The organism is Lentzea atacamensis (genome assembly GCF_003269295.1).
Taxonomy (GTDB): Bacteria; Actinomycetota; Actinomycetes; order Mycobacteriales; family Pseudonocardiaceae; genus Lentzea; species Lentzea atacamensis.
The window spans coordinates 135165-157496 of the sequence record NZ_QLTT01000011.1 but is presented as its reverse complement, the minus strand read 5'-3'; the positions used below and the strand labels follow the sequence as shown (position 1 = coordinate 157496).

At 67.9% G+C, this 22332-nt stretch carries 24 protein-coding genes; 8 read left to right on the top strand and 16 right to left on the bottom strand.

Translation table 11 applies throughout. The features are described from left to right. Positions 1–50: 50 nt before the first annotated feature. Positions 51–338 carry a hypothetical protein gene (locus C8D87_RS37580; RefSeq protein WP_112230749.1) on the top strand — a complete coding sequence of 96 codons (288 nt, stop codon included), beginning with the start codon at positions 51–53 and terminating at the stop codon, positions 336–338. On the opposite strand, the gene murA is transcribed toward C8D87_RS37580, so the two are convergent. Beyond that, entirely contained in the window at positions 328–1593 is a 1266-nt protein-coding gene (gene murA, locus C8D87_RS37575) for a UDP-N-acetylglucosamine 1-carboxyvinyltransferase (protein WP_109634606.1), read from the bottom strand. The two genes, C8D87_RS37580 and murA, sit on opposite strands and share 11 nt — an antisense overlap. 35 nt (positions 1594–1628) lie before the next feature. Here murA and C8D87_RS37570 point away from each other — a divergent pair, with 35 nt between their 5' ends. Further along, entirely contained in the window at positions 1629–2201 is a 573-nt protein-coding gene (locus C8D87_RS37570; protein WP_109634608.1) for a cob(I)yrinic acid a,c-diamide adenosyltransferase, read from the top strand. On the opposite strand, the gene C8D87_RS37565 is transcribed toward C8D87_RS37570, so the two are convergent. Together C8D87_RS37565 and C8D87_RS37560 are read right to left on the bottom strand one after the other, a co-directional pair. Next, positions 2198–2629, bottom strand: a complete 432-nt coding sequence (locus tag C8D87_RS37565; RefSeq protein WP_109634610.1) for a DUF2550 domain-containing protein — start codon at positions 2627–2629, stop codon at positions 2198–2200. The two genes, C8D87_RS37570 and C8D87_RS37565, sit on opposite strands and share 4 nt — an antisense overlap. A 22-nt stretch (positions 2630–2651) precedes the next feature. Next, a complete protein-coding gene (locus C8D87_RS37560) occupies positions 2652–3008 on the bottom strand; it encodes a F0F1 ATP synthase subunit epsilon (RefSeq protein WP_167975791.1) in 357 nt (118 codons plus the stop codon). A gap of 115 nt (positions 3009–3123) precedes the next feature. Between C8D87_RS37560 and C8D87_RS37555 the strand changes: the two genes are divergently transcribed. Both C8D87_RS37555 and C8D87_RS37550 read left to right on the top strand, forming a co-directional pair. Next, a complete protein-coding gene (locus tag C8D87_RS37555) occupies positions 3124–3612 on the top strand; it encodes a SigE family RNA polymerase sigma factor (protein WP_112230746.1) in 489 nt (162 codons plus the stop codon). Then, the gene (locus C8D87_RS37550) at positions 3603–4817 is read left to right on the top strand and encodes a hypothetical protein (RefSeq protein WP_146771991.1); all 1215 of its coding nucleotides are present in this window, start codon (positions 3603–3605) and stop codon (positions 4815–4817) included. The genes C8D87_RS37555 and C8D87_RS37550 overlap by 10 nt, the downstream gene beginning before the upstream one ends. On the opposite strand, the gene C8D87_RS37545 is transcribed toward C8D87_RS37550, so the two are convergent. The 13 genes from C8D87_RS37545 to C8D87_RS37485 form a co-directional block, all read right to left on the bottom strand. Next, positions 4814–6544, bottom strand: a complete 1731-nt coding sequence (locus C8D87_RS37545) for an ABC transporter ATP-binding protein (RefSeq protein WP_112230742.1) — start codon at positions 6542–6544, stop codon at positions 4814–4816. The two genes, C8D87_RS37550 and C8D87_RS37545, sit on opposite strands and share 4 nt — an antisense overlap. Then, on the bottom strand, positions 6541–8070 hold the full coding sequence (locus tag C8D87_RS37540) for an ABC transporter transmembrane domain-containing protein (RefSeq protein ID WP_112230740.1): 1530 nt from the start codon (positions 8068–8070) through the stop codon (positions 6541–6543). Before C8D87_RS37540 ends, C8D87_RS37545 begins: the two co-directional genes overlap by 4 nt. A 15-nt stretch (positions 8071–8085) precedes the next feature. After that, positions 8086–9252 (bottom strand): MFS transporter, encoded by a 1167-nt coding sequence (locus C8D87_RS37535; protein ID WP_233442479.1) that lies wholly within the window; start codon positions 9250–9252, stop codon positions 8086–8088. Between the two features lie 177 nt (positions 9253–9429). Beyond that, positions 9430–10866 (bottom strand): F0F1 ATP synthase subunit beta, encoded by a 1437-nt coding sequence (gene atpD, locus C8D87_RS37530; RefSeq protein ID WP_211337229.1) that lies wholly within the window; start codon positions 10864–10866, stop codon positions 9430–9432. Then, positions 10859–11773 carry a F0F1 ATP synthase subunit gamma gene (locus C8D87_RS37525; protein ID WP_112230738.1) on the bottom strand — a complete coding sequence of 305 codons (915 nt, stop codon included), beginning with the start codon at positions 11771–11773 and terminating at the stop codon, positions 10859–10861. The genes atpD and C8D87_RS37525 overlap by 8 nt, the downstream gene beginning before the upstream one ends. A gap of 8 nt (positions 11774–11781) precedes the next feature. Beyond that, the gene (gene atpA / locus C8D87_RS37520; protein ID WP_109634628.1) at positions 11782–13428 is read right to left on the bottom strand and encodes a F0F1 ATP synthase subunit alpha; all 1647 of its coding nucleotides are present in this window, start codon (positions 13426–13428) and stop codon (positions 11782–11784) included. A gap of 46 nt (positions 13429–13474) precedes the next feature. Then, complete coding sequence (locus C8D87_RS37515; RefSeq protein ID WP_109634631.1) at positions 13475–14305, bottom strand: F0F1 ATP synthase subunit delta; 831 nt, start codon at positions 14303–14305, stop codon at positions 13475–13477. A 3-nt stretch (positions 14306–14308) separates the two neighbouring features. Then, positions 14309–14854, bottom strand: coding sequence for a F0F1 ATP synthase subunit B (locus tag C8D87_RS37510; protein WP_109634634.1), 546 nt, complete (start codon positions 14852–14854; stop codon positions 14309–14311). Between the two features lie 31 nt (positions 14855–14885). Then, positions 14886–15131, bottom strand: coding sequence for an ATP synthase subunit c family protein (locus C8D87_RS37505; protein ID WP_109634636.1), 246 nt, complete (start codon positions 15129–15131; stop codon positions 14886–14888). Between the two features lie 64 nt (positions 15132–15195). Further along, the gene (gene atpB, locus C8D87_RS37500; protein WP_112230736.1) at positions 15196–15972 is read right to left on the bottom strand and encodes a F0F1 ATP synthase subunit A; all 777 of its coding nucleotides are present in this window, start codon (positions 15970–15972) and stop codon (positions 15196–15198) included. A gap of 150 nt (positions 15973–16122) precedes the next feature. After that, the gene (locus tag C8D87_RS37495) at positions 16123–16578 is read right to left on the bottom strand and encodes a hypothetical protein (RefSeq protein ID WP_112230734.1); all 456 of its coding nucleotides are present in this window, start codon (positions 16576–16578) and stop codon (positions 16123–16125) included. A gap of 88 nt (positions 16579–16666) precedes the next feature. Beyond that, positions 16667–17806, bottom strand: a complete 1140-nt coding sequence (locus tag C8D87_RS37490; RefSeq protein WP_109634642.1) for a glycosyltransferase family 4 protein — start codon at positions 17804–17806, stop codon at positions 16667–16669. 81 nt (positions 17807–17887) lie between these two features. Beyond that, positions 17888–18538: an L-threonylcarbamoyladenylate synthase gene (locus tag C8D87_RS37485; protein ID WP_109634644.1), complete on the bottom strand. Its 651-nt coding sequence runs from the start codon at positions 18536–18538 to the stop codon at positions 17888–17890. A gap of 247 nt (positions 18539–18785) precedes the next feature. Between C8D87_RS37485 and C8D87_RS37480 the strand changes: the two genes are divergently transcribed. Genes C8D87_RS37480 through C8D87_RS37465 form a run of 4 tightly spaced genes read left to right on the top strand, consistent with a single transcriptional unit; the run spans position 18786 to position 21805 of the window. After that, on the top strand, positions 18786–19277 hold the full coding sequence (locus C8D87_RS37480; protein ID WP_146771990.1) for a hypothetical protein: 492 nt from the start codon (positions 18786–18788) through the stop codon (positions 19275–19277). Further along, positions 19274–19810: a DUF3558 family protein gene (locus tag C8D87_RS37475; protein ID WP_112230730.1), complete on the top strand. Its 537-nt coding sequence runs from the start codon at positions 19274–19276 to the stop codon at positions 19808–19810. The genes C8D87_RS37480 and C8D87_RS37475 overlap by 4 nt, the downstream gene beginning before the upstream one ends. Before the next feature lie 22 nt (positions 19811–19832). After that, complete coding sequence (locus C8D87_RS37470; RefSeq protein ID WP_112230728.1) at positions 19833–21056, top strand: hypothetical protein; 1224 nt, start codon at positions 19833–19835, stop codon at positions 21054–21056. Further along, positions 21053–21805, top strand: coding sequence for an ESX secretion-associated protein EspG (locus tag C8D87_RS37465; RefSeq protein ID WP_112230726.1), 753 nt, complete (start codon positions 21053–21055; stop codon positions 21803–21805). The genes C8D87_RS37470 and C8D87_RS37465 overlap by 4 nt, the downstream gene beginning before the upstream one ends. Positions 21806–22332: the final 527 nt, after the last annotated feature.

The following is a 22332-nucleotide window of genomic DNA, read 5'->3' as shown; positions in this document are numbered from 1 at the left end:
CCGCGCGTGCGATTGCTCACTGAATCGTGACCACGGAGCATGATTGGAGGGTGACGGCGATCTACCAGACAGTGGTCGTGTTCGGGGTGATCGGACTGCTGGCCCTCGCGTTGCGGTACTTCGTCGGCAACGACAAGCGGCCCGTGCCGGATCTGGAGGGCACGGACTTCGGGTTGCTGAGCGAGGTGGCGATCGTGCCCACGGAGGAGGCCGCGAACGTCCTCGTGCGGAAGCTGAAGGCGAACGGGGTGCGTGCCACGCGTTCGCGGAACGCGCCGTACCGGGTGATGGTGTTCCCGGCGGACGTCGCGAACGCGCGGCTGGTGCTCAGGAGCTGACGCGCTCCACGTCCGCGCCGAGCTTGCGGAGGTTTTCCACGAACCCGGGGTAACCACGTTCGATGTGGAAGATCTCGTAGACCTCGGTGGCCCCGTCCGCGCACAGACCGGCGAGGACGAGCCCCGCACCAGCGCGGATGTCCGAAGCCCACACCGGGGCGCTGGACAGCTGCTCGACGCCGCGGATCACCGCGTGGTGACCGTCCGTGCGCGCGTCGGCCCCGAGCCTGATCATCTCGTCGATGAACCGGAACCGCGCCTCGAACAGGTTCTCGGTGATCATCGCGGTGCCCTCGGAGACCGCGGACAGCGCGATCGCGAACGGCTGGTTGTCCGTGGCGAAACCGGGGTACGGCAGCGTCACGAAGTCGACCGCCTTCGGGCGGCCCTCCATGACGACGCGGAAGCCCTCGTCCTCACCCTCGTAGACGGTGACCTCGGCGCCCGCCATCCGCAGCTTCTCCAGCACCAGGTCGAGGTGATGCGGGTTGACGCCGCGCACCCGCACGTCGCCCCGCGTCATGGCGGCGGCGAACCCCCACGTGGCGCCGACGATCCGGTCACCGATGACACGGTGCTCGGTCGGCTTGAGCTCCTCGACCCCGTGGACGGTGAGCGTCGACGTGCCGGCGCCCTCGATCCGCGCGCCCATCTGCGTCAGCATCAGGCAGAGGTCGACGATCTCCGGCTCGCGCGCGGCGTTGTCGATGACCGTCGTGCCGTTGGCCAGCACGGCCGCCATCAGGATGTTCTCGGTGGCACCCATGCTCGGGAAGTCGAGCCAGATCTGCGCGCCGTGCAGCCCTTCGGCCTCGGCGACGATGCAACCGTGCTCGATCCAGGTCTTGGCGCCGAGCTTCTCCAGACCGCTCTGGTGCATGTCGAGCGGCCGCGACCCGATCGCGTCACCGCCCGGCAGCGCCACGACCGCGCGCTTGCACCGGCCGACCAGCGGCCCCAGCACGCAGATGCTCGCCCGCAGCTTGCCCATCGCCTCGGAGTCGGCGTGGTAGCTCAGCTCGGACGGGGTGGTGATCCTCGCCACGTCGTCCTCGAGCTCGACCTCGCACCCGAGGCTGCGCAACGCGTCCGCCATCAGCGGCACGTCGAGGATGTCCGGGCAGTTGGTGAGGGTCGTTGTCCCTTCAGCGAGCAGAGCTGCAGCCATCAGCTTGAGGACGCTGTTCTTGGCGCCGACGACATCAACTTCGCCGACCAGTCGTGCGCCACCGTGTACCCGGAAATGCTCGCTCACGCGGCAATCCTACGGACGGCCATAGAGTGCCGTTTATGGCGGTACATCTCACCAAGATCTACACGCGGGTCGGCGACGACGGCACGACCGGGCTCGGCGACTTCTCCCGCGTCCCCAAGACCGATCCGCGCATCGAGGCGTACGCGGACGTCGACGAGACCAACGCGGCCCTCGGCGTGGCCCTGGCGCTCGGCCAGCTCGCGCAGGACGTCCACGACGTCGTGCGCAAGGTGCAGAACGACCTGTTCGACGTCGGAGCGGACCTGTGCACGCCGATCGTGCCGGACCCGAAGTACCCGCCGCTGCGCATCACCCAGGCCTACGTCGACCGCCTGGAGGGGTACTGCGACACCTTCAACGAGCGGCTGGGCAAGCTCGACTCGTTCATCCTGAACGGCGGCACACCGGGCGCGGCTCTGCTGCACCAGGCGCGCACGATCGCGCGCAGGGCGGAACGGCGTGCCTGGGCGCTGATCGAGGCCGACGAGGAGCACACGAACGTGCTCACGGCGAAGTACCTGAACCGGCTGTCAGACCTGCTGTTCATCCTGGCCCGCGTCGCGAACCCGGACGGTGACGTGCTCTGGCAGCCCGGAGGCAATGCCTAGGAAGCCCAGGGAATGCTGCGGCCCGGAGGCGCTGACTCCAACCAGGACAGAAATCCTGTCAGCGCGTCCGGGCCCATCGCGATCTCGACCTCACCCGAGGCGGAGCGGCAACGCAGCACCGTGGCTCCGACCGGCATGGCGTACGCCTCCGGCCCCGTCGGCTCACGACGCGCGTCGATCTCGAGTCCGTCTCTGGAAATCAGCTGATCCGGGCCGGACCCGAGCGAGAGCACCCGGAACCAGGCGAACTTGTCGCCCCGGTAGTGCCCCACGCCCAGATGCCAGCCACGGCCACGATCGTCGAACTGGCTGCGCAGCGCGACGTGCACGCCACCCTCACGCAGCAGCCGGATGCGGCGCCAGGCGAAGTAGGCGATGACGACCGCCACCCCAAGAAGGATCAGTCCGGCAATCTCGGTGATCCCCACGGCTGCGCCCTCGCGCCCGGTCTCAGGCCGACTGTTCCACGGCCCGCACGCGCGCTGCCGCACGTGCGCGCTCGGCGTCATCCGCGTCCTGCAGCGCCGACCGCGCCGCGTCCACGTCGATCTCGCCCGCGAGCTCGGCGTCCTCGGCGAGAATCGAGACGCCGGTGCCGGTCACGGAGAGGAAGCCACCGTGCACCGCGGCGGTGACCAGTGCCCCGTCCGTCGTGCGGACGCGCACCACGCCACCCTCGACCAGCTGGCCGAGAACGGGCTCGTGACCAGGCAGGATGCCGATCTCGCCCTCGGTCGTCTGCGCCGATACAGAGGTGGCCTTGCCGGACCACAGGCGGCGTTCAACGGCGACCAGTTCAACGGTCATCTCGGCCACGCGTATCTCCCTCGTCGTCTGGAGTCGAACTGAGTCTAAACGGTCGCCCGACAACCTTGCCGACCCGCCCGGTGTCAGTACCTTCGACAACCGCCGAAGGGGGGACATGCAGGACTTCGAGGACTTCGTGGCGTTGCGTTCACAGGCACTGTTGCGCACCGCTTACCTGCTGTGCGGCGGTGACAAAGGCGCCGCCGAGGACATTCTGCAGGACGTCCTGATGAGCATGTACGGCAAGTGGCGCCGAATCAGAACCTCTCCGGAGGCCTATGCGCGCACCGCGCTGGCCAACGCCGCGGCCAATCGCTGGCGACGGCGTTCCCGCAAGCCGGAGGCACCGTTGGAACTGGGGGCGGTGCCCGCGTCTCGCGGGCACGAACAGCAGGTCGTGGACGCGGACAGCGTGGTGCGCGCGTTGGCGCAGCTGCCGAGGAAGATGCGCGCGGTTCTGGTGCTGAGGTTCTTCGACGACCTCAGCGAGGCCGAGACCGCCCGCACGCTCGGCTGCGGCGTCGGCACGGTGAAGAGCCAGACCTCGCGCGGGCTCGCCCGCATGCGGGAGCTGATGGGTGAGCAGGTGCTGACGTGGAACTGAAGGAAGCAATGGAGGCCGCGACAGCAGAACTGGACGTGCGGCCGGGATTCGTGGGGGACGTGATGGCCGGTGCGCGACGACGACACACGCGCAAACTGCTCTCAATCACCGCGGCAGTCGCATTGATCGCAGGCGTGATGACGGGGGTGGTGCTGACCCGTTCCCCCTCCCCCGAACCGTTCACGGCTGCGGATGCGCGGCTCACCGCGGCGACGGGTGGTGACCTGTCGGGCAAGACCGATCTCATCGCGCAGTCGCTGGCCGCGTGGAAGCAGAAGACGCAGGTCGGTGGCGGCGTGACGGAGGTCTCAACGGACGCACACGTGTTCTGGATGGGAAACACGCCGAGCGGCCCGGCGGCACTGGTCGCGCAGTCGGTGCGGGTGGCCCATGCGAAGGACCCGCAGACCCTGGTGGGACTGGTGCACGGCAACGTCGTCGTCGGCCAGGAGATCGTCCTCAAGGAGGGCCGAGAGGAAGGCATCTACCGCTTCGGTGCCGACGAGTCGACGTACGTCGTGCTGAGTCTCGGCCGGCAGGTCTTCTGGTCGGTGAATCCCGTGCGCGGGCCGGATCTCCGGTACTCGCGAGTGTGGTGGCAAGCCGTGTTGTCCGACGGGGTGGCGGTGGTGGGCGCCAAGCTGGAGGACAAAGCCGTGTTCGTGCGCGCAGACGCCGCCCCGGCCGATGGCGACGTCACCCGCGTCGGGGAACGGATCACCCCGCGCGAGGAGACCGGGCGGCAGAAGGCGATGGTGCCGCATCCCGGACTCGGCTGGACGGACGTGATGTGGGCCTCCAGCAGGCAGGAGCCCGCCAAGCCCGGCCAGAGCCAGGACAAGCTGGTGTCCGAGGACGTCTGGCGGCGGGGCTACGTGGACTACGGCACGGAGTGGCCGCTCTGGGAGGTTCGGGCCTGGCTCCCCGACGGCCGGTTCGCGGTGGTGACCGAGGCGAACGGGGAGCTGGTCGGCGCTCTCTACCAGCCGGACGGCACGTTCGACCGCGCGCTGACGGGCAGCCTCGCGGCGAAGGGCACGCCCGTACCGGTACGGCTGGTGTTGCCGGACGGCCAGGGCACGCTCCTCGCCGACCGCAACACGTTGCTCGGGCCAGAGGAACGCGAGCACGCGTGGCTGGCGCCGCCCGGCACCACGCAGGTGGCCGTGATGCGCAACGGCGACACGACAACTGTGCCGCTCTAACCGCCGTGCCACGACCGCCAGAGCGTCGCGTAGGTGCCGTCTCCGGCCACCAGGTCGTCGTGTGACCCCAGCTCCGCGACGCGACCCGCGTCGACGACCGCGATCCGGTCGGCGTCACGCGCGGTCTGCAACCGGTGCGCGATCGCGATCACCGTGCGACTCTCCCGCACGGCCGCGATCGCGCGCTCGGTGTGCCTGGCCGTGGCCGGGTCGAGTGAGGACGTCGCCTCGTCCAGCACCAGCGTGTGCGGGTCGGCGACCTCCACCCGTGCGAGCGCGAGTTGTTGTGCCTGCGCGGGATCGAGCTCCAGCCCGCCCGCGCCGAGCTTCGTGTCCAGCCCTTCCGGCAGTTCGTCGAACCACTGCGCCTCGACGGTGCGCAGGGCTTCGACCAACCGCTCGTCCGGTGCGTCCGGGGCGGCCATCGCCAGGTTCTCCCGCAACGTCCCGATGAACACGTGATGCTCCTGCGTCACGAGCACGACCTGCTGCTCGCCCGCGGCCACGAGATCCGCGACCGGCACCCCGCCGACGAGCACCGCCCCCTCGGCCGGCCGGTCGACGCCCGCGATCAGCCTGCCCAGGGTCGACTTGCCCGCACCGGACACCCCGACGATCGCGAGCCGTTCTCCAGGCTGCACAACGAGATCCACGCCGTGCAGGACCTCATGCCCGTCCACATAGGAGTGATGAGCCCCGCGCACCTCGATGCGGTCGTCGGCCGGTACTCCCACCGCCGGAACGGGTTCCGCGTCGGCCCCGATCCCTTCGATCCGGGCGAACGACGCGCTGCCCCGCTGCAGGAACTCGATCCAGAACAGAATGCGGTCCATCGGCTCCCCCAGCCGCCACACCCACAGTGCGCCGGTGACGACGACCTCGATGCCTACGCCGTCGGCCGCGTGCACCAGGCCGCCGATGAGCAGCACCAACGCGGTCGGCAAGGTGTTCACGAAGCTGGTCACCGGGAACAGCACGTTGCGCAGCCGCAACGTCCGCAGCCGCGCCCGGTACGAACGAGCGATGGTGTCGTCCGCCGCGGCCACCATCCGGTCACGCAGCCCGTAGGTCTCGATGGTCCGGCTGCCCCCACCGACCGCGGCGGAAATCTCCGCCACGTCACCGTTGGCCTCGCTCTCCGCGAGGTACGCGTCGCGCGCACGCGCCAGGTACCAGCGAAGCACCCACACGGTGAACGGCGCCCCGACGAGCGTCGCCAGACCCAGCACCGGATCCAGCAGGAACATCGCCACGAACACCACGACGATGTGCACGACGCCGGTGAACACCTCGGGCACGCTGTCCCGCAACGCCTGCCCGACCGTGCCGACATCGCTCGTCACACGGGTGAGCAGATCGCCGGTGCTCAGCCGGTCCACCACCCGTGCCGGCAAGGCCAGCGAACGCGTCACGGCCTCCTCGCGCAGCGAGGCCAGAAACCGTTCGCCAAGGCGTGCCGCCTGCAAAGCGCTGTACCGCACCAGCAACAGGTGTGCGACAGCCGCACCGAGCACACCCAGCGCAAACAGGTCCACGGTGGACAGCGTGAGCCCACCGTCCTTCACGCCACCCACGATCTTGCCGAGCAGGTACGGCCCGACGAGCCCGGCCAGCGCCGTCAGCACCGTGAGCACGAGAACCACGGTCAGAGCCCGCCGTTCACCCCGCATCAACCGCACGGCCGCCCGCCGCACCTCACGCCGGTCCGCGATCGGCAGCCGGTTCATCGGCTCTCCTCCAGTTCCCCCTGCACACCGGAGGGATCCAGGTGCACCACCCGATCCGCCTGCCCCACCCACCACGGCGACGCCGACACGACGACGGTGGTCCGCCCGAACCGCGCCTCCTTGACCCGCTTGACCACAGCCGCCTCGGTGACCGTGTCCAACGCCGAGGTGGGCTCCACCAACACCAGCAGGTCCGGCTCGCTCAACAACGCCCGCACCAGCCTGAGCCGCTGCCGCTGCCCGCCGGACACGTTGCGCCCCTGCGCTTCCAGCCGCGAGTCGAGCCCGTCCGGCAAGGCCTCCACGACATCCACCGCGGCCGCCGCCCACACCGCCTGCTCGAGGTCGATCTCGTCGTGCTCGGCCACCGACACCGCCTCGCGCACCGTCCCCCGGAACAGGTAGTCGTCGTTGTCCGCCACGACCCCCGGCAACCGCTCGACGGCTTCCCGCGCCAGCGTGGAGTTCGCCGACACCACAACCGTCAGCACACCGTCCTGCACCACCAACGGCTCTCCCGCGGCACCGGCCTCCGGCCGCAACCTGAGCACGTCGATCACCCGCCGCGCCGACACCAGCGCCCGCGGAATCGCGTCGGCGCCTTCCATGAAGAAGCTGACGGGCACGATCAACGTCGTGACGTACAGGTACACCGCGAGCATCTCGGGAATCGTGATCGCCCCGGTGACCGCCATCCGCGCCACGATCCACGTGACCGCCGCGAGAAACAGCGACGGCAACCCCCAGGTCAACGCCTGCACCCAGCTCAACCAGCCGGAAACCCGGTAGCCGTCCTTCAGCACCGCACGGGACATCGCCCTGAAGCGCTCCTCGAACGCCGGCTTGCCGCCGATCCCGGACAGCACCCGCAGCCCGGCCACGATGTCCCCGGCCCGCGACGTCAGTTCCCCCTGGCTGTGCCGGTACCCGGCCTCCACCGCGTGCAGCCGCCGCATCACCGGCCCGGTGACCAGCGCCAGCACCGGCACACCGAGCAGCACCACCACCGCGACGAGCACCGAGATCCGCACGAGCAGCACGGCAGTGACCGCGTACGCGATCACGGCACCCACTCCGGGCCCGGTGCTGGTGAGCGCATGCGCGATCCGCGCCGTGTCCCCGTTCTGCAGGTAGGTCAGCTCACCGGTGGACAGCCTCCGCCGCACCACACCACCAAGTGCGGTGACGTGCCGAACAACAACCTGCGCCGTCCTCAGCGAGGCGTCGGTGCGCACGAGCGTCATCGTGCGATGCCTGGCCACTCCGAGGAGCGCCAGCACCCCGGCCACCACGACGAGCGCCACGCACCACCACACCAACGCGGTGCGGCTCCCACCCCGAAGCCCTTCTTCGATGGCCCTGGCGATGAGGTACGGCGGCAAGATCAGCCCGCACATCCACAGCGACCCCCAGCACGCCCCGGCCAGCACCCGCCAGCGCTGCATCTTGACCAGCCACCAGAGGTACCGCCAGGGCGATCTGGTGTCCGGTGTGCCCGGATCGTCGTGCGGCGCATGTCGGGACATAACCCGACTGTGCCATCACCGCGTGTGCTGCACGACCGTTTTGGACGGCATCCCCACGGCGAGCACACCCACGGCCCCGAGCGCCGCCACCAGCGCAAACGCGTAGAACCCCCACGGATGCGCCAGCCCGGCCGTCAACAACGCCCCACCGAGCAACGGCCCGCTGATGGCCCCCAGCCTCCCGATCCCAGCGGCCCACCCGATGCCGGTGGCCCGGTTCTCCTCGTAGACCCGCCCCGCATACGCGTACACGAGCACCTGCGCGCTGAACACGAAACACCCGGCCAGCAGCACGGCCACGTAGATGCTCTGCCCCGGCAGCTTGATGCTGAGCAGGGCCAGGAACACCACAGCACCCGCGAACCACCCGATGGCCGCCGGCCTGACCCCGATCCGGTCAGCCACCGTGCCGGCGATCAGAAGCCCGACCACCGCACCGATGTTGAGCGTCAGAAGCAGGGCGAGCGCCGTACCGAGCTCGTACCCAGCGCTGCGCATGATCTGCGGCAACCAGGTGTTGAGCCCGTACACGAGCAACAGGCCCATGAACGACGCCATCCAGAACGCCAGCGTCGCCTTCCGCAGCCCGGGCTTGAACAGCGAGCCGACCGCCTCCCGCGCGGGCGCCTTGCGAGCCACGGTCTCCGGCAGGTGCTTGACCATCAAGGGGACCAGCACCAACGCGGGCAACGCCCCGACCACGAACAGCGACCGCCATCCGAGCTGCGGAATGAGCACGATTCCCAGCAGCGCCGTGATGACAGCACCCACGTGGTACCCGGTCATGATCAGCGTGGTGGCGCGCCCGCCCTGCTGGGGCCGAGCCTCGTTCACCAACGCGATGGCCGTGGGCAGGCACCCGCCAAGCCCGAGCCCCGCCAGAAACCTGAACACCCCGAACGTCGTGGCGTCCTGCGCCACCGCACAGGCCAGGGTGAACACCGAGAACGCGGCCACCGCCCAGATCATCACCTTGCGCCGCCCGATGACGTCGGTGATGGTGCCGATGATGAGCGCTCCCAGCATCATCCCGACCAGACCGGCCGTGGACACCGCGCTGGCCGACGCCGTGGTGAACAGCTTCTCCTGCAACAGCACCGGAATCACCGTGCCGAGCACGACCAGATCGAAGCCGTCGAGCAGGACGGCCGTCCAGCACAGCGGCAACACCCATTTGTTCACGAGCTCTCCTCCTCGTCGAGGCACTGCCTGAGATGCCGTGCATCGTCCGGCGATACAACAGAAAGAGGGGAGAGAGCATTTCCACTGAATGGAAACCTGACGACACTCGACAGGAAACGCCAGAAGGGCCGTCCCTCCACAGAGGAGGAACGGCCCTTCGGAAAGCCCAGAGCTAGCTCAGTTGCCGGCCAGCTTCTTGGCGTTGGCCTCGACGTCGTCCAACCCGCCGCAGGAGAAGAACGCCTGCTCCGGGTAGTGGTCGAACTCGCCCTTGCAGACCCGGTCGAACGCCTCGACCGTCTCCTTGATCGGCACGAACGACCCCTTCTGACCGGTGAACTTCTCCGCGACGAAGAAGTTCTGGCCGAGGAAGCGCTCGAGACGACGCGCACGACCGACGAGGACCTTGTCCTCTTCGGACAGCTCGTCCATACCGAGGATGGCGATGATGTCCTGCAGCTCCTTGTACTTCTGCAGGATCCGCTTCACCTCCTGCGCGACCCGGTAGTGCTCGTCGCCCACGATCGACGGCTCGAGGATTCGAGACGACGACGACAGCGGGTCGACGGCCGGGTAGATGCCCTTCTGGGAGATCGGACGGGAAAGCTCCGTCGTCGCGTCCAGGTGGGCGAAGGTGGTCGCCGGGGCGGGGTCGGTGTAGTCGTCCGCGGGCACGTAGATGGCCTGCAGCGAGGTGATCGACTTACCGCGCGTCGAGGTGATGCGCTCCTGGAGCTCACCCATCTCGTCGGCCAGCGTCGGCTGGTAACCCACGGCGGAAGGCATGCGGCCCAGCAGGGTCGACACCTCGGAACCCGCCTGGGTGAAGCGGAAGATGTTGTCGATGAAGAGCAGCACGTCCTGGCCCTGCACGTCGCGGAAGTACTCCGCCATCGTGAGAGCGGACAGGGCGACGCGCATACGCGTGCCGGGCGGCTCGTCCATCTGACCGAAGACGAGGGCGGTGTCCTGGAGGACCTCCATCTCCTCCATCTCCAGCAGCAGGTCCGTACCCTCACGGGTGCGCTCACCGACGCCGGCGAAGACCGAGGTACCGGAGAACTCACGCGCGATACGCGTGATCATCTCCTGGATCAGAACGGTCTTGCCGACACCCGCGCCGCCGAACAGGCCGATCTTGCCGCCCTTGACGTACGGGGTGAGGAGGTCGATGACCTTGATGCCGGTCTCGAGGATCTCGGTCTTGCCCTCGAGCTGGTCGAACGACGGAGCCTTGCGGTGGATGCCCCACTGCTCGCCGTCGCGGCCGAGGCCGGGCTCGTCGAGGCAGTCACCGAGGGCGTTGAACACGTGACCCTTGACGACGTCACCGACCGGCACGGAGATGGCCTTGCCGGTGTCGGTCACGGTGGCACCGCGAACCAGACCGTCGGTCGGCTGCATCGAGATGGTGCGGACGAGGTTGTCGCCGAGGTGCTGCGCGACCTCGAGGGTCAGCGTCTTGGCGACGGCCTCGAACGTGATGTCCACGTTCAGGGCGTTGAACAGCTCGGGCACGGCCTCGCGCGGGAACTCCACGTCGACGACCGCACCGATCACCCGGACCACACGGCCGGTGCGGGTGGTGGTGGCAGTAGCACTCATGTCACTCATCACTTCCTGCGCCACCGGTAAGCGCGGCAGCGCCACCGACGATCTCGCTGATCTCCTGGGTGATCTGGGCCTGACGGGCCGAGTTCGCCGCCCGGCTGAGGTTCCGGACCAGCTCCGTCGCGTTGTCCGTCGCGGCCTTCATGGCCGTACGACGAGCCGCCGACTCCGAAGCCGCAGCCTCCAGCATGGCGGAGAACAGACGCGTCTTCACGTACTTGGGCAGCATCGCACCGAGCAGCGCCTCCGCGCTGGGCTCGAAGTCGTACACCGCGCGCGGGCCCTTGGGGACCTCGCCCGTGTACTCGACCTCCATCGGCGCGATCCGCCTGGCGGTCGGCGTCTGGCTGAGCATGGACTTGAACTCGGTGTACACGACGTGGATCTCGTCCACGCCCTCCGCGCCGTCCTCCGTGCCCTCCAGGAACGCCTGCACCAGCGCGTCACCGGCCTCGACGGCGTTGACGTAGTGCGGGGTCTGCGAGAACCCGCTCCACACGCCGGCGACCGCGCGACGGCGGAACTGGTAGTAGCCCTGACCCTTGCGGCCGGTCACGTACAGCACCGGCTCCTTGCCCTCGGACCGGAGCAGCTGGATCAGCTGCTCGGCGGCCTTGAGGACGTTGGCGTTGTAACCGCCGCACATGCCCTTGTCGCTCGTGATCACCAGCACCGCGGCGCGCTTCGGGTTCTCACGCTCCGACAGCAGCGGGTGGTCGAGGTTCGCCGAGGCCTCGGCCAACGCGGAGAGCACGTTCGTGATCTCGTCCGCGTACGGCCGGGAGGCCGCGACCCTGGTCTGCGCCTTCGCGAGGCGAGACGTCGCGATGAGCTCGTAGGCCTTCGTGATCTTCTTGGTCGAGTTGACCGTTCGGATCCGTTGGCGGAGCTCCCGAATCTGTGCGCCCATGGCTCAGATCACTTCTTGGTCGGCTCGGGCTTGTGCAGCTTCACCGACTCCTGAGCGACCTTGTCGGCGTCCATGGCCTTCTCGGGCGCCTCGTTGACGATCGTCGTGCCGTCCGAAGCGGTGAACTGCTTCTTGAACTCGGCCACGGCGTCAGCGATGCGCTTCTGGGCGTCGTCACCGAACTGCTTGGTCTCGACGATGCCCGCGAGCACGTCCGCGTGGTTGCGGCGCAGCGAGTCCTTGAACTCGGCGACGAACCGGCGGATGTCGCCGACGGGGACGTCGTCCAGGTGGCCCTTGGTCGCGGCGAAGATCTCGACGACCTGCTCCTCGACGGGCACCGGGGAGTACTGGCCCTGCTTGAGCAGCTCGACCAGACGGGCACCGCGGTCCAGCTGGGCGCGCGAGGCGGCGTCGAGGTCGGACGCGAACGCGGAGAAGGCCTCCAGCTCGCGGAACTGCGACAGGTCGAGACGCAACGAGCCCGCGACCTGCTTCATCGCCTTGATCTGCGCGGCACCACCGACGCGGGAAACGGAGATACCCACGTTGACGGCCGGGCGGACACCGGCGTTGAACAGGTCGGACTCGAGGAAGCACTGACCGTCGGTGATCGAGATGACGTTGGTCGGGATGTACGCCGACACGTCGTTCGCCTTGGTCTCGATGATCGGGAGACCCGTCATCGAGCCGCCGCCCATCTCGTCCGACAGCTTCGCGCAACGCTCGAGGAGACGCGAGTGCAAGTAGAAGACGTCGCCGGGGTACGCCTCGCGGCCCGGCGGGCGGCGCAGCAGCAGCGAGATCGCGCGGTACGCCTCGGCCTGCTTGGTCAGGTCGTCGAAGATGATCAGGACGTGCTTGCCCTGGTACATCCAGTGCTGGCCGATGGCGGAGCCGGTGTACGGCGCCAGCCACTTGAAGCCGGCCGAGTCAGAAGCGGGGGCGGCGACGATCGTCGTGTACTCGAGTGCGCCCGCCTCCTCCAGCGCGGTCTTGACGCCCGCGATGGTGGAGCCCTTCTGGCCGATGGCGACGTAGACGCAGCGGACCTGCTGCTTGGGGTCGCCCGACTCCCAGGCCTTCTTCTGGTTGATGATCGTGTCGATGCAGACCGCGGTCTTGCCGGTCTTGCGGTCACCGATGATCAGCTGGCGCTGGCCGCGACCGATCGGGGTCATCGCGTCGATCGCCTTGATGCCGGTCTGCATCGGCTCGGACACCGGCTGACGCTGCAGCACGGACGCGGCCTGAAGCTCGAGCGCGCGGTTGTCGTCCGCGACGATGTCGCCGAGACCGTCGATCGGCTGGCCCAGCGGGTTGACGACGCGACCGAGGAAGCCGTCGCCGACCGGCACGGACAGGACCTTGCCCGTCCGGCGGACCTCCTGGCCTTCTTCGATCTTGTCGAAGTCACCGAGGATGACCGCACCGATCTCGCGGACCTCGAGGTTCAGGGCGACGCCGAGGACGCCACCGGGGAACTCGAGCAGCTCGTTGGTCATCGTGCCCGGGAGGCCCTCGACGATGGCGATGCCGTCGTAGGTCTCGGCGACGACACCAACCTCTTCCCGGCTGACCTCCGGGGAGTAGCTCGAGACGTACTTCTCGATCGCACTGCGGATCTCGTCCGACGAGATCGTCAGCTCCGCCATGTCGTTCCTGCTCTCACTTCTTCGTTCTTGGGAAAGGGCTCGGGGGCTAGCTGGCGAGATTGCGGCGCAGAGCCGCCAACCGGCCGGCGATGCTTCCGTCGATGATCTCGTCGCCGATCTTGATCGTGAGGCCGCCGGCCAGGGCCGGGTCGACCTCGACGTGCAGCGCGATCGGACGCGAGTAGATCGTGGTCAGCGTCGCGGTCAAGCGGTCGATCTGCTCCGCGGTCAGCTCCACCGCGGACCGGACGTGCGCGACAGAACGCTGACGGCGCTTGGCCGCCAGGTCGGCGAGCTCGGCCAGGCCGTCCGCCACGCGCATGCCGCGCGGGTTGCGGACCAGCTGGTCCACCAGCTTCTTGGTGACCGAGCTGACCTTTCCCTCGATCAGGGAGTCGACCAGCGCGACCTTGCCGTCAACGGCACCCGCGGGATCCCCCAGCAGGCGCTCGAGGTCGTGCGAACCCGCCACGATGCGGCCGAGCCGGAACAGCTCGTCCTCCACCGAGTCGAGCTCGCCGCCGCGCTCGGCGCGCACCAGCAGCGTGGTGCGGGCGAGCGACTCGACACCGTCGACGAACTCACGCGGGCTGGACCAGCGAGCGGTCACGACGGCGACCAGCACCTGCAGGGTCGCATCGCTCACCTTGCCCGCGAACAGGCCGCGGACGAACTGCTCACGACCGGCGGGCTCCGACGACGCGTCGGCGAGGGCGCGGCGCAGCGCGGCCTGCTCGATCAGCAGGTCCAGCACGGCGAACAGCTCGTCGCCCAGCTTGACCTGCTCGTCCGCCGACGCGGCGTCGGCCAGCTCCAGCAGCCGCAGTTCCGCGGCTGCCAGAGCTTCACGACTTGCGGCATGCAGCGTCATTGGCAGCCTCTACTTGCTCGCCGGCGCCGCGACGGCGTCCAGCTCGTTGAGGAAGCGGTCGACGGTGCCGCGGCGGCGGGCTTCGTCCTCGAGGGACTCGCCCACGACCTTGCTCGCCAGCTCGACCGCGGTGCGACCGAGGTCGGCACGCAGCTCCGCGACGATCTGGGCGCGCTGCGCGTCCAGCTGGTGCTGGCCCTGCGCCACGATGCGCGCGGACTCGGCCTGCGCCTGCTCGCGCAGCTCCTCGATGATCTGCAGGCCCTCGGCCCGCGCGTCGTCGCGGATGCGCGCGGCCTCGGCGCGAGCCTCGGCCAGCTGCTCCTTGTACTGCTCGAGCGTGCGCTGAGCCTCGGCCTGAGCCTGCTCCGCCTTCTCGATGCCACCCTCGATCTTGGCCGTCCGCTCCGCGTACAGCGCCTCGAAGCGCGGCGACACGAACTTCTTGATGACGAAGAAGAGGAGCAGGAACGCGACGAGACCGAGGATGATCTCCGAGGTGTGCGGGATGACCGGGTTGACCGGTCCTTCCGCAGCCAGGATGAGGGTGTCCATCACGGGTTCTCCTAACGCGATCAGGATTCGGTCAGGCAGTCGCGATGAAGTAGACGACGAAGCCGATCAGCGCGAGGACCTCGACGATGGCGAACGTGGTCCACGCGAGACCGAGCAGAACGCCGCGGGCCTCGGGCTGGCGGGCGGTGCCGCTGATGACCGAGGAGAAGATCAGACCCACACCGATGCCGGGGCCGATGGCCGCGAGGCCGTAGCCGATCGCAGCAAGACCCGGGTTGATGTCTCCGGCCTGGGCAAGAACGACGGAAGCGCTCACTGTTGCTGTTCCCTTTCCAACTCGGTCCGCGAGTGTTCGCGGATCGGAGGCTTTGTGCTGTAACTCAGTGCTCTTCTGCCAGCGCCATGCCGATGTAGCTGGCAGACAGCAGCGCGAAGATGTAGGCCTGCAGGCACATGATCAGTGCCTCCAGGAAGGTCAGCGCGATGGCGAAGGCGAAGGACACCGGCGCCACGATGACGGTCAGCCCGCCGTTCAGCAGCAGGAACTCACCGGCCAGGGTGAACACCAGCAGCAGGAGGTGCCCCGCGAACATGGCCGCGAAAACTCGGATCGCGAGCGTGAGCGGGTTCAGAATGAACTTCTGGAAGAACTCGATCGGAATCAGCAGCGGGAGCACGAACCACGGTGCGCCCGGCGGAACCGTCTGGTGCTTCAAGTAACCCACGAAGCCGTGCCGCTTGAACCCGACGAAGTGGTACACCGGGTAAACAACGAGCAACGAAACGGCGAGCGGGAAGCCGATGTGCGACATCGTCGGGAACTGGATGAGCGGGATGAGCCCGAACAGGTTGTTCACGAGGATGAAGGTGAAGATCGTGAGGATCAGCGGGATGAACGGCTTGAAGTCCTTCGCGCCGATCTGCTCCCTGGCAATGTTGTTGCGCCCGAAGTCGTAAACCGACTCGGCGGCGAACTGGAACTTGCCGGGGATGAGCTTCAGGTTGCGGCTCGCGGCGAGGAAGAAGGCCGCGATGATCACGATCGACAGCACCAGCAGGACCATCGGCTTCGTGACCTCGCCGAAGATCGGCGGGAGGAAGAAGTCCTTCACACCGGGAGCGACGAACTCGCCCCCCGAAGCCAGCAGCTTGGTCACTGTGTTCCTTCCGGTTCTCCCGGCCGGCGTTCACTCCGCCGGGGGAATCGTCACGATCTGGACTTAACGTACCTTACGGTTCGCAAGCGACTACGAGAGGCACCCCTTCGATCGGGTGTCCCTGGTCAGCGCGGACCATATCAGCAGGTCTCAGGTGCCTTCGGAGGCGGGGACCACCATCTGACTACGGCTGCGCCTGGAGGCCCTGGCCTCCAGGAACGACGTCACGAGCACAGTCGCCACCAGGGTGATTCCGAGTGCCTTGGGTTCGAGCCACGACTGGTTGCGCAGCAAGATCACGGCGAGTAGCAGCACGATCAGCTTGCCCATGAATCCGCCGAGTGCGGCGACCATCACGAACATGGGATCGAGCGCCGCGGTCTTGCGCATCAACAACAGCGTCGCGAGGCTCGAACCGATGGCGATCGCACCACCGATCAATGACCCGACGAGACCAGCGGTCCCCCAGATCACAGTTGACACGGCGACACCGAGGACAAACGTGCCGAGCGCGGCCCAGGCGGCCGCGCGGAACATTTCCCCGGCGAGCCGCTGGACGGTCAGCTCGTGCGTGACGGCCTTGACTGCATCGTTGCTGCCGCTCATGCACTGAAGTGTAGGAACTCGCTCGCGCCGCCCGGCGGGCAGCCCGGGTTAACGCCGGTTAAGCGGGTCCAAACAAGATGAACGCCGTTTACGGCTTGCGGGCGTCCCTGAGCCGCGGGATCACCGAAACCACGAACGTCACGATCAGCCCGATGACGAAGCAGGTCGCCACGATGATCGGGTCGAACAACGTGAGCGCCACCGCGCCGAACGCGAGCACGCCCGCCCACAAGTAGATGAGCAGCACCGCGCGCCGCTGCGAGTGCCCGATCTCCAGCAACCGGTGGTGCAGGTGCATCTTGTCCGGCGAGAACGGGCTTTCCCCGCGCCGGGTGCGGCGGATGATCGCCATGAGCAGGTCGAGCAGCGGCACGAAGAGCACGGCGGCGACGACGATCAGCGGCGACAGCAGACCGAGCAGGTCGGCGGCGCTGCCGGTCGCCTGGTTGATCTTGCCGGACGCGCTGGTCGTGGCGGCGGCGAGCATGAGCCCGATGAGCATCGAGCCCGAGTCGCCCATGAAGATGCGCGCGGGGTTGAAGTTGTGCGGCAGGAACCCGAGGCAAGCACCGGCGAGCGCGGCGGCGATCAGCGCGGGCGGGTAGGCCTCGACCGCACCCTGCCGCTCGACGAGCAGGCCGATCGAGAACGCGCACGTGGCCGCCGCGGCGATGAGCCCGATGCCGGCGGCGAGCCCGTCCAGTCCGTCGACGAAGTTCATCGCGTTGATCATCGTGACCGCGAGCAGCACGGTCAGCAGCGCACCCTGGTTCTGGTCCAGCGAGATCGTCGCGCCGCCGTCCCACGGCACCCACGCGATCATCCACTGCAGACCGAACAACACGAGGATGCCCGCCGCCGTCACCTGCCCGGCGAGCTTGGTGAGCGAGTCGAGCTCGAACCTGTCGTCAATCGCACCCACGAGCACGATGACGCCACCCGCGACGATGACCCCCCACGGGTCGTTGGAGAAGTCGAACGCCGCCCGCAGCACCGGCAGTTGGTGCGCCACGAACATGCCGCACAGCACGCCGCCGTAGATGGCGACCCCACCCATGCGCGGCATGGGCTGCACGTGCACGTCGCGTTGCCGCGGATAAGCCACCGCCCCGAGCCGGAACGCCATCGCGCGCACCAGACCGACCAGCAGGAACGTCACCACGGCAGCGATCAACGCGACGAGCAGGTACTCGCGCACGGGAAGGACGAACGAGTATGCGGGCCCCACGGGCCTACCAATCAATCGGGAGTGGTTCGGGGTGCTCGCCACGGTACCCGCGGCGACATGATCAATTCTGGCAGCCGCTGCTCATCGCGCGACGTCGACCTCGATCCCCAGCACCTCGTTGACCTCTTCCCTGCTCACCGCACCCTCACGCAGGATGAGCGCGTCGGCCCCGGTGAGATCCACGATGGTCGAGGCGATGTTCTCCCCGCTCAACCCGCCGTCGAGGTAGACGGGCACCGCGTCCCCGAGCTGGTCCCGCGCCTCCTGCGCACTGGAGGCCGGCGCGTGCCCGGTCTTGTTGGCACTGGACACGGCCATGGGCCCGACGTCCCGCAGGAGCTCCAGCGCGACGGGGTGCAACGGCATCCGCAGCATCACCGTCCCGCGCGTCTGCCCGAGGTCCCACGCCAAACTCGGCGCGTGCGGCAGCACGATGCTCAGCCCGCCCGGCCAGAACGCCTCGATGAGCGCCCTCGCCTGCCTGGGCACGCTGAGAACCAGCCCGTCGATCGTGGTCCAGGACCCGACCAGCACCGGCACGGGCATGTCAGGCCCACGCCCCTTGGCCTCGAGAAGACTCCGGACCGCTTCAGCGTCAAACGCGTCGCAGCCGATCCCGTAAACGGTGTCGGTGGGCAGGACGACAAGGCGCCCGCTCCGCACCGCACCGGCCGCGGCGGCGAGACCCGCCGCGCGGTTGCTCGGTTCGCTGCAGTCGTAGACCGTGCTCACCTCGGTGAGCCTAGCCAGCCGTCTCGATCGGGTGACGCAAGGCCCCGCCTTATAACGGGCCGTTCACCGCGGAAAGGACATGGACTTCAGAAGGAGCGCCCCCGAGCAACCCGGCAAAGAGGCCTGCTGGACCTGTGCTTTCGTTCTCACTTAGCGCATCCATATCCTCCCTGACCAGGCAAGATTTCAGTCCGAACAGGCTAAGTAGTTCAACGGATCCCCCAAACGGGCGCACAACTGTAAGGTCATGTGCCGACCACAGAGCGCAATCGGGGAGGGTCGAGCTTCTGTGTCTGGAGAAGCAGTGACAAGCGGCGCGGTCGGCAGCTTCGCCGACAAGGCCGCGGGCGGAACTTGGGACGGCCTCTTCAGCGGTGGCTTCGCAGCGATCGCCGCGGCCAGCAAGGCAGTGGCCACAGCTGTTGAGACCCAGGCGCTCTCAGTCGATCCGCACCTGGTCGACACCATGATCAAGAAGCTCACCTCGATGCAGGACGAGCTCGACAAAGTCGGCCGAAAGTCGTCGGATCTCAGCGCGCAAACCAAGCTCGGTGGGGGATACGCCGAATCGATCAGCCAGAACAACAGGACGTTCGGCTCCGCGGCTCAGAAGACCATCACGGACCTCGTCAAGGCGATCAACGACCTCAAGACGCAGATCGAGAAGAGCCGCACGTCCTACACCGCCGTTGACCAAGGTCACGCCGACTCGATCAAGAAACTCGACGGGAAGTCATGAAGCGCATCCTCATCGCCACGACGATCGGCCTTGCCGCGTTCACCACCGGTTGTACCGGCACGAGCGGCAACGCCAACCCGACGCCGACGAACGGCGGCTCGACTCCGACGAGCAGTTCCAACTCCGCGTCGGGCTTGGAAGCGCTCAAGCCGTGCGACCTGCTCACCGAAGCCGAAGTCACCGGTCTGGGTCTCAAGTACCCCGGCGCGCCGGAGAAGGTCGCCGCCTCCGACGGCTGCGACTGGGCTGTCAGCGGCAACGGAGGGCTCCGCGTGGGCATCCACAGGGACTCTGGCCTCAAAGACCTGAACCTTGTCGGCGACAAGGTTTCGCAGACCAAGGTCGGCAAATATGACGCGACCAAGGTCGAGGCGCAGGACGGGGCCAAGAACAGCTGCACGTTCGCGATCGCGGTCAGCGAGTCGTCATCAATCCTGGTGATCGGAAACCTGACTGCCGCCTCTGAGGACACCGCGTCCGCTTGCCAGCGGTCCTCCAAGGCCGCCGATCTGATCGCACCGAAGCTGCCGTAGCGACGCCCGAGGGGGGAATCTCATGGCGCCAGTCAAACCCGCAGTTCCGACACCGAACGCGAACTACGCGGGCCAGCCGCACGAACAGATGAAGGCACTGGTCACCCAGAACTACGATCCGGCGACCGCCACCGCCGTCAGCGATGCGTGGAAGGCGATCGGTACGACGTTCAAGGAGCTGGCCACCGACTTCAGCATCCTGGTCAACGGTTCTCAGGACGGCTGGAAGGGGCGGGCCGCTGAAGGGGTCCGGGCTGCTCTGAGCAAGGTGGGGACCTTCTCCGACCAGACCGGCGAAGCATTCGTGCGCACGTCGAGCGCCATCGAGCAGCAGCGGGACGCGGCGGTTCAGGCCAACAAGAGCATGCCGCAGCCGGTCGAGTTCAACCCCATGAAGATCGCCGGTGACTGGCTCACGAACAAGGGTGGCATCGTGAGCCCCATCATGATGGTGGGCGCGCCCGTCGAGATGATCTCCACCTACAACAAGCAGCAGGGCGCCAAAGAAGAAGCCGTGCAGGTTATGCAGACGCGTGACAACACGATGATGGCCGCGGCTATGTCCATGCCCACCATGGAGTCCACCCCGAAGGTCACCAACGACCAGGGCACTACGCAGCCGAGCAGCACCACGCACTCGCAGAGCCTCAGCAACGTCAACACGAACCAGAGGTTCAGCAACAACACCGGCATGCCTGGCATGCCGAACACCGGCAACGGCACGACGAACCCGGCCTGGGTCGCTCCCCCGGTCAAGGAACCGAATCCGGGCAACCCGAACAACCCGCCCAACGGCGGCAACCCGAACCGGCCGCCGTACGGGCCTCCCGGCATGCTGCCGCCCGGCACGCGCCCGCCCGGCGGTGGCGGTCAGGGCCGGCCTCCCGGTGGCGGGCAAGGCATGCGGCCCGGCGGTCCCGGCGGTCCCGGTGGCGGAGCGGGTGGCCGCGGCGCGGGTGGCGGTGGCATGGCCGGTGTGAACGGTTCCGGTCGTGGCATGGGCAGCTTCGGGCCGGCCAATCCCGGTGGTGGCGCCGGGGTCATGGGCGGCGCTGCGGGCGGTGCCGGCGCTGGTGCGGCGGGGCGTGTGGGCGCCGCGGGCGGCATGGGTGCCGGTGGCGCCGGTGCGGGTGCGGGTGCCGGTCAGGGCCAGGAGGACAAGGAGCACAAGTCGAACTACCTCGTGCCCACTGACGAGTTCTTCGACGACGATCGCATGGTCGCGCCGCCGGTGATCGGCGGATGAGGCAGATCGCCCAGCTCTCCCTGCCCGCGTTCGAGGTTCTCTGGGAGGACCTGCGGGCGGGGAGCGTTCCCTATCCCTTCGAGGTGAGCCAGCACGGCGAGACGCTCGACGAGCGTGCTCGCATCAAGGCGGCGGTGCGTGCGGACCTCGAACGCAGGAACCTCGCCCGGCGCGGCAGGCCGGAGCCGGACCTCGAGGATGCACTGAACCTGTTGGCGCGCCCCGAGCTCCGTGTCGTCGCCCTGTGCATTCCCGACCTCAACCAGCAGAAGCTGGTCCGCGCCAGCGTGGTGGCGCGCGGCGGTTACGCGGTGCTGGTGACCCAGGAGGACACCTCCATCACGCTGAACCTGGTGCAGCCCAACGAGATCGCGACCAGCCTCGCCGGCGCCATGCCGCAGAACAGGCCTGGGCCGGGCAAGCTGGTGACGGTGCCCGCCGAAGCGTTCGAGAACCAGCCCCAGCAGCAGGAAGGCTTCCGTCAGGCGGTTCGCGCGATGGAGAACGACGACGTCCGCATCGCCAAGCAGATGCTGACCGGTCCGGCCATCGGCAACGGACACTTCGTCGTCCAGATGGGACAGGGCCGCACCAGGCGGGACTTCCCGCCCGTCACGTGGATCGACACCCACCAGGGTCGCTACTCCAACGTCCAGATTCGCAACGGCTGGTTCACCATCAGCCCCGCGGACAACATGGGACTGGCGCGACACCTCGGACAGGTGCTGGCGATGACGAGCGAACGTTGAACCCGGGGCACGAGGCGTAGCAACCGGGGCGGGCTGGCGCACACGCGGTCACGCGCGAGGCGGCGGTTCCTCAAGCGCGTGACCGCGTGCCCTCCCCAATGTCAGAACATACGACCGTTTGGTCCCAACGTGACTAAACGTCAGGTTATTGGCCACGATTTGTCAACTTCGCACGCGACTCTGCCTCTTGCGAGCCTCCGCACCGTGCGGCGAGCCCCTCAGGGCACAGCGAATCGGCAGGCGTCCGAGAAGAGCGCCGTTTGCCCTCGTTCGGCGCATTGACAATACGCAATTCACAACACCTCGGTCCGATTCCGATCTGGAACGACTATTGTGCCATCCATCAGCATCCGAGGCATTGGAAATGCGTGTTCACAACGTCCCTGACCAGCGCAAACGCGAAGCGTGCAATTCAATGACAGAAAGTGGACAGGACAATGTCAGCTCCGCCGGCGACGAAGGGAAGCGATTCTCCGAAGTCACGCGACGACACCACTCGCTTCCGCTGCGGAGCCGCACACCACGAC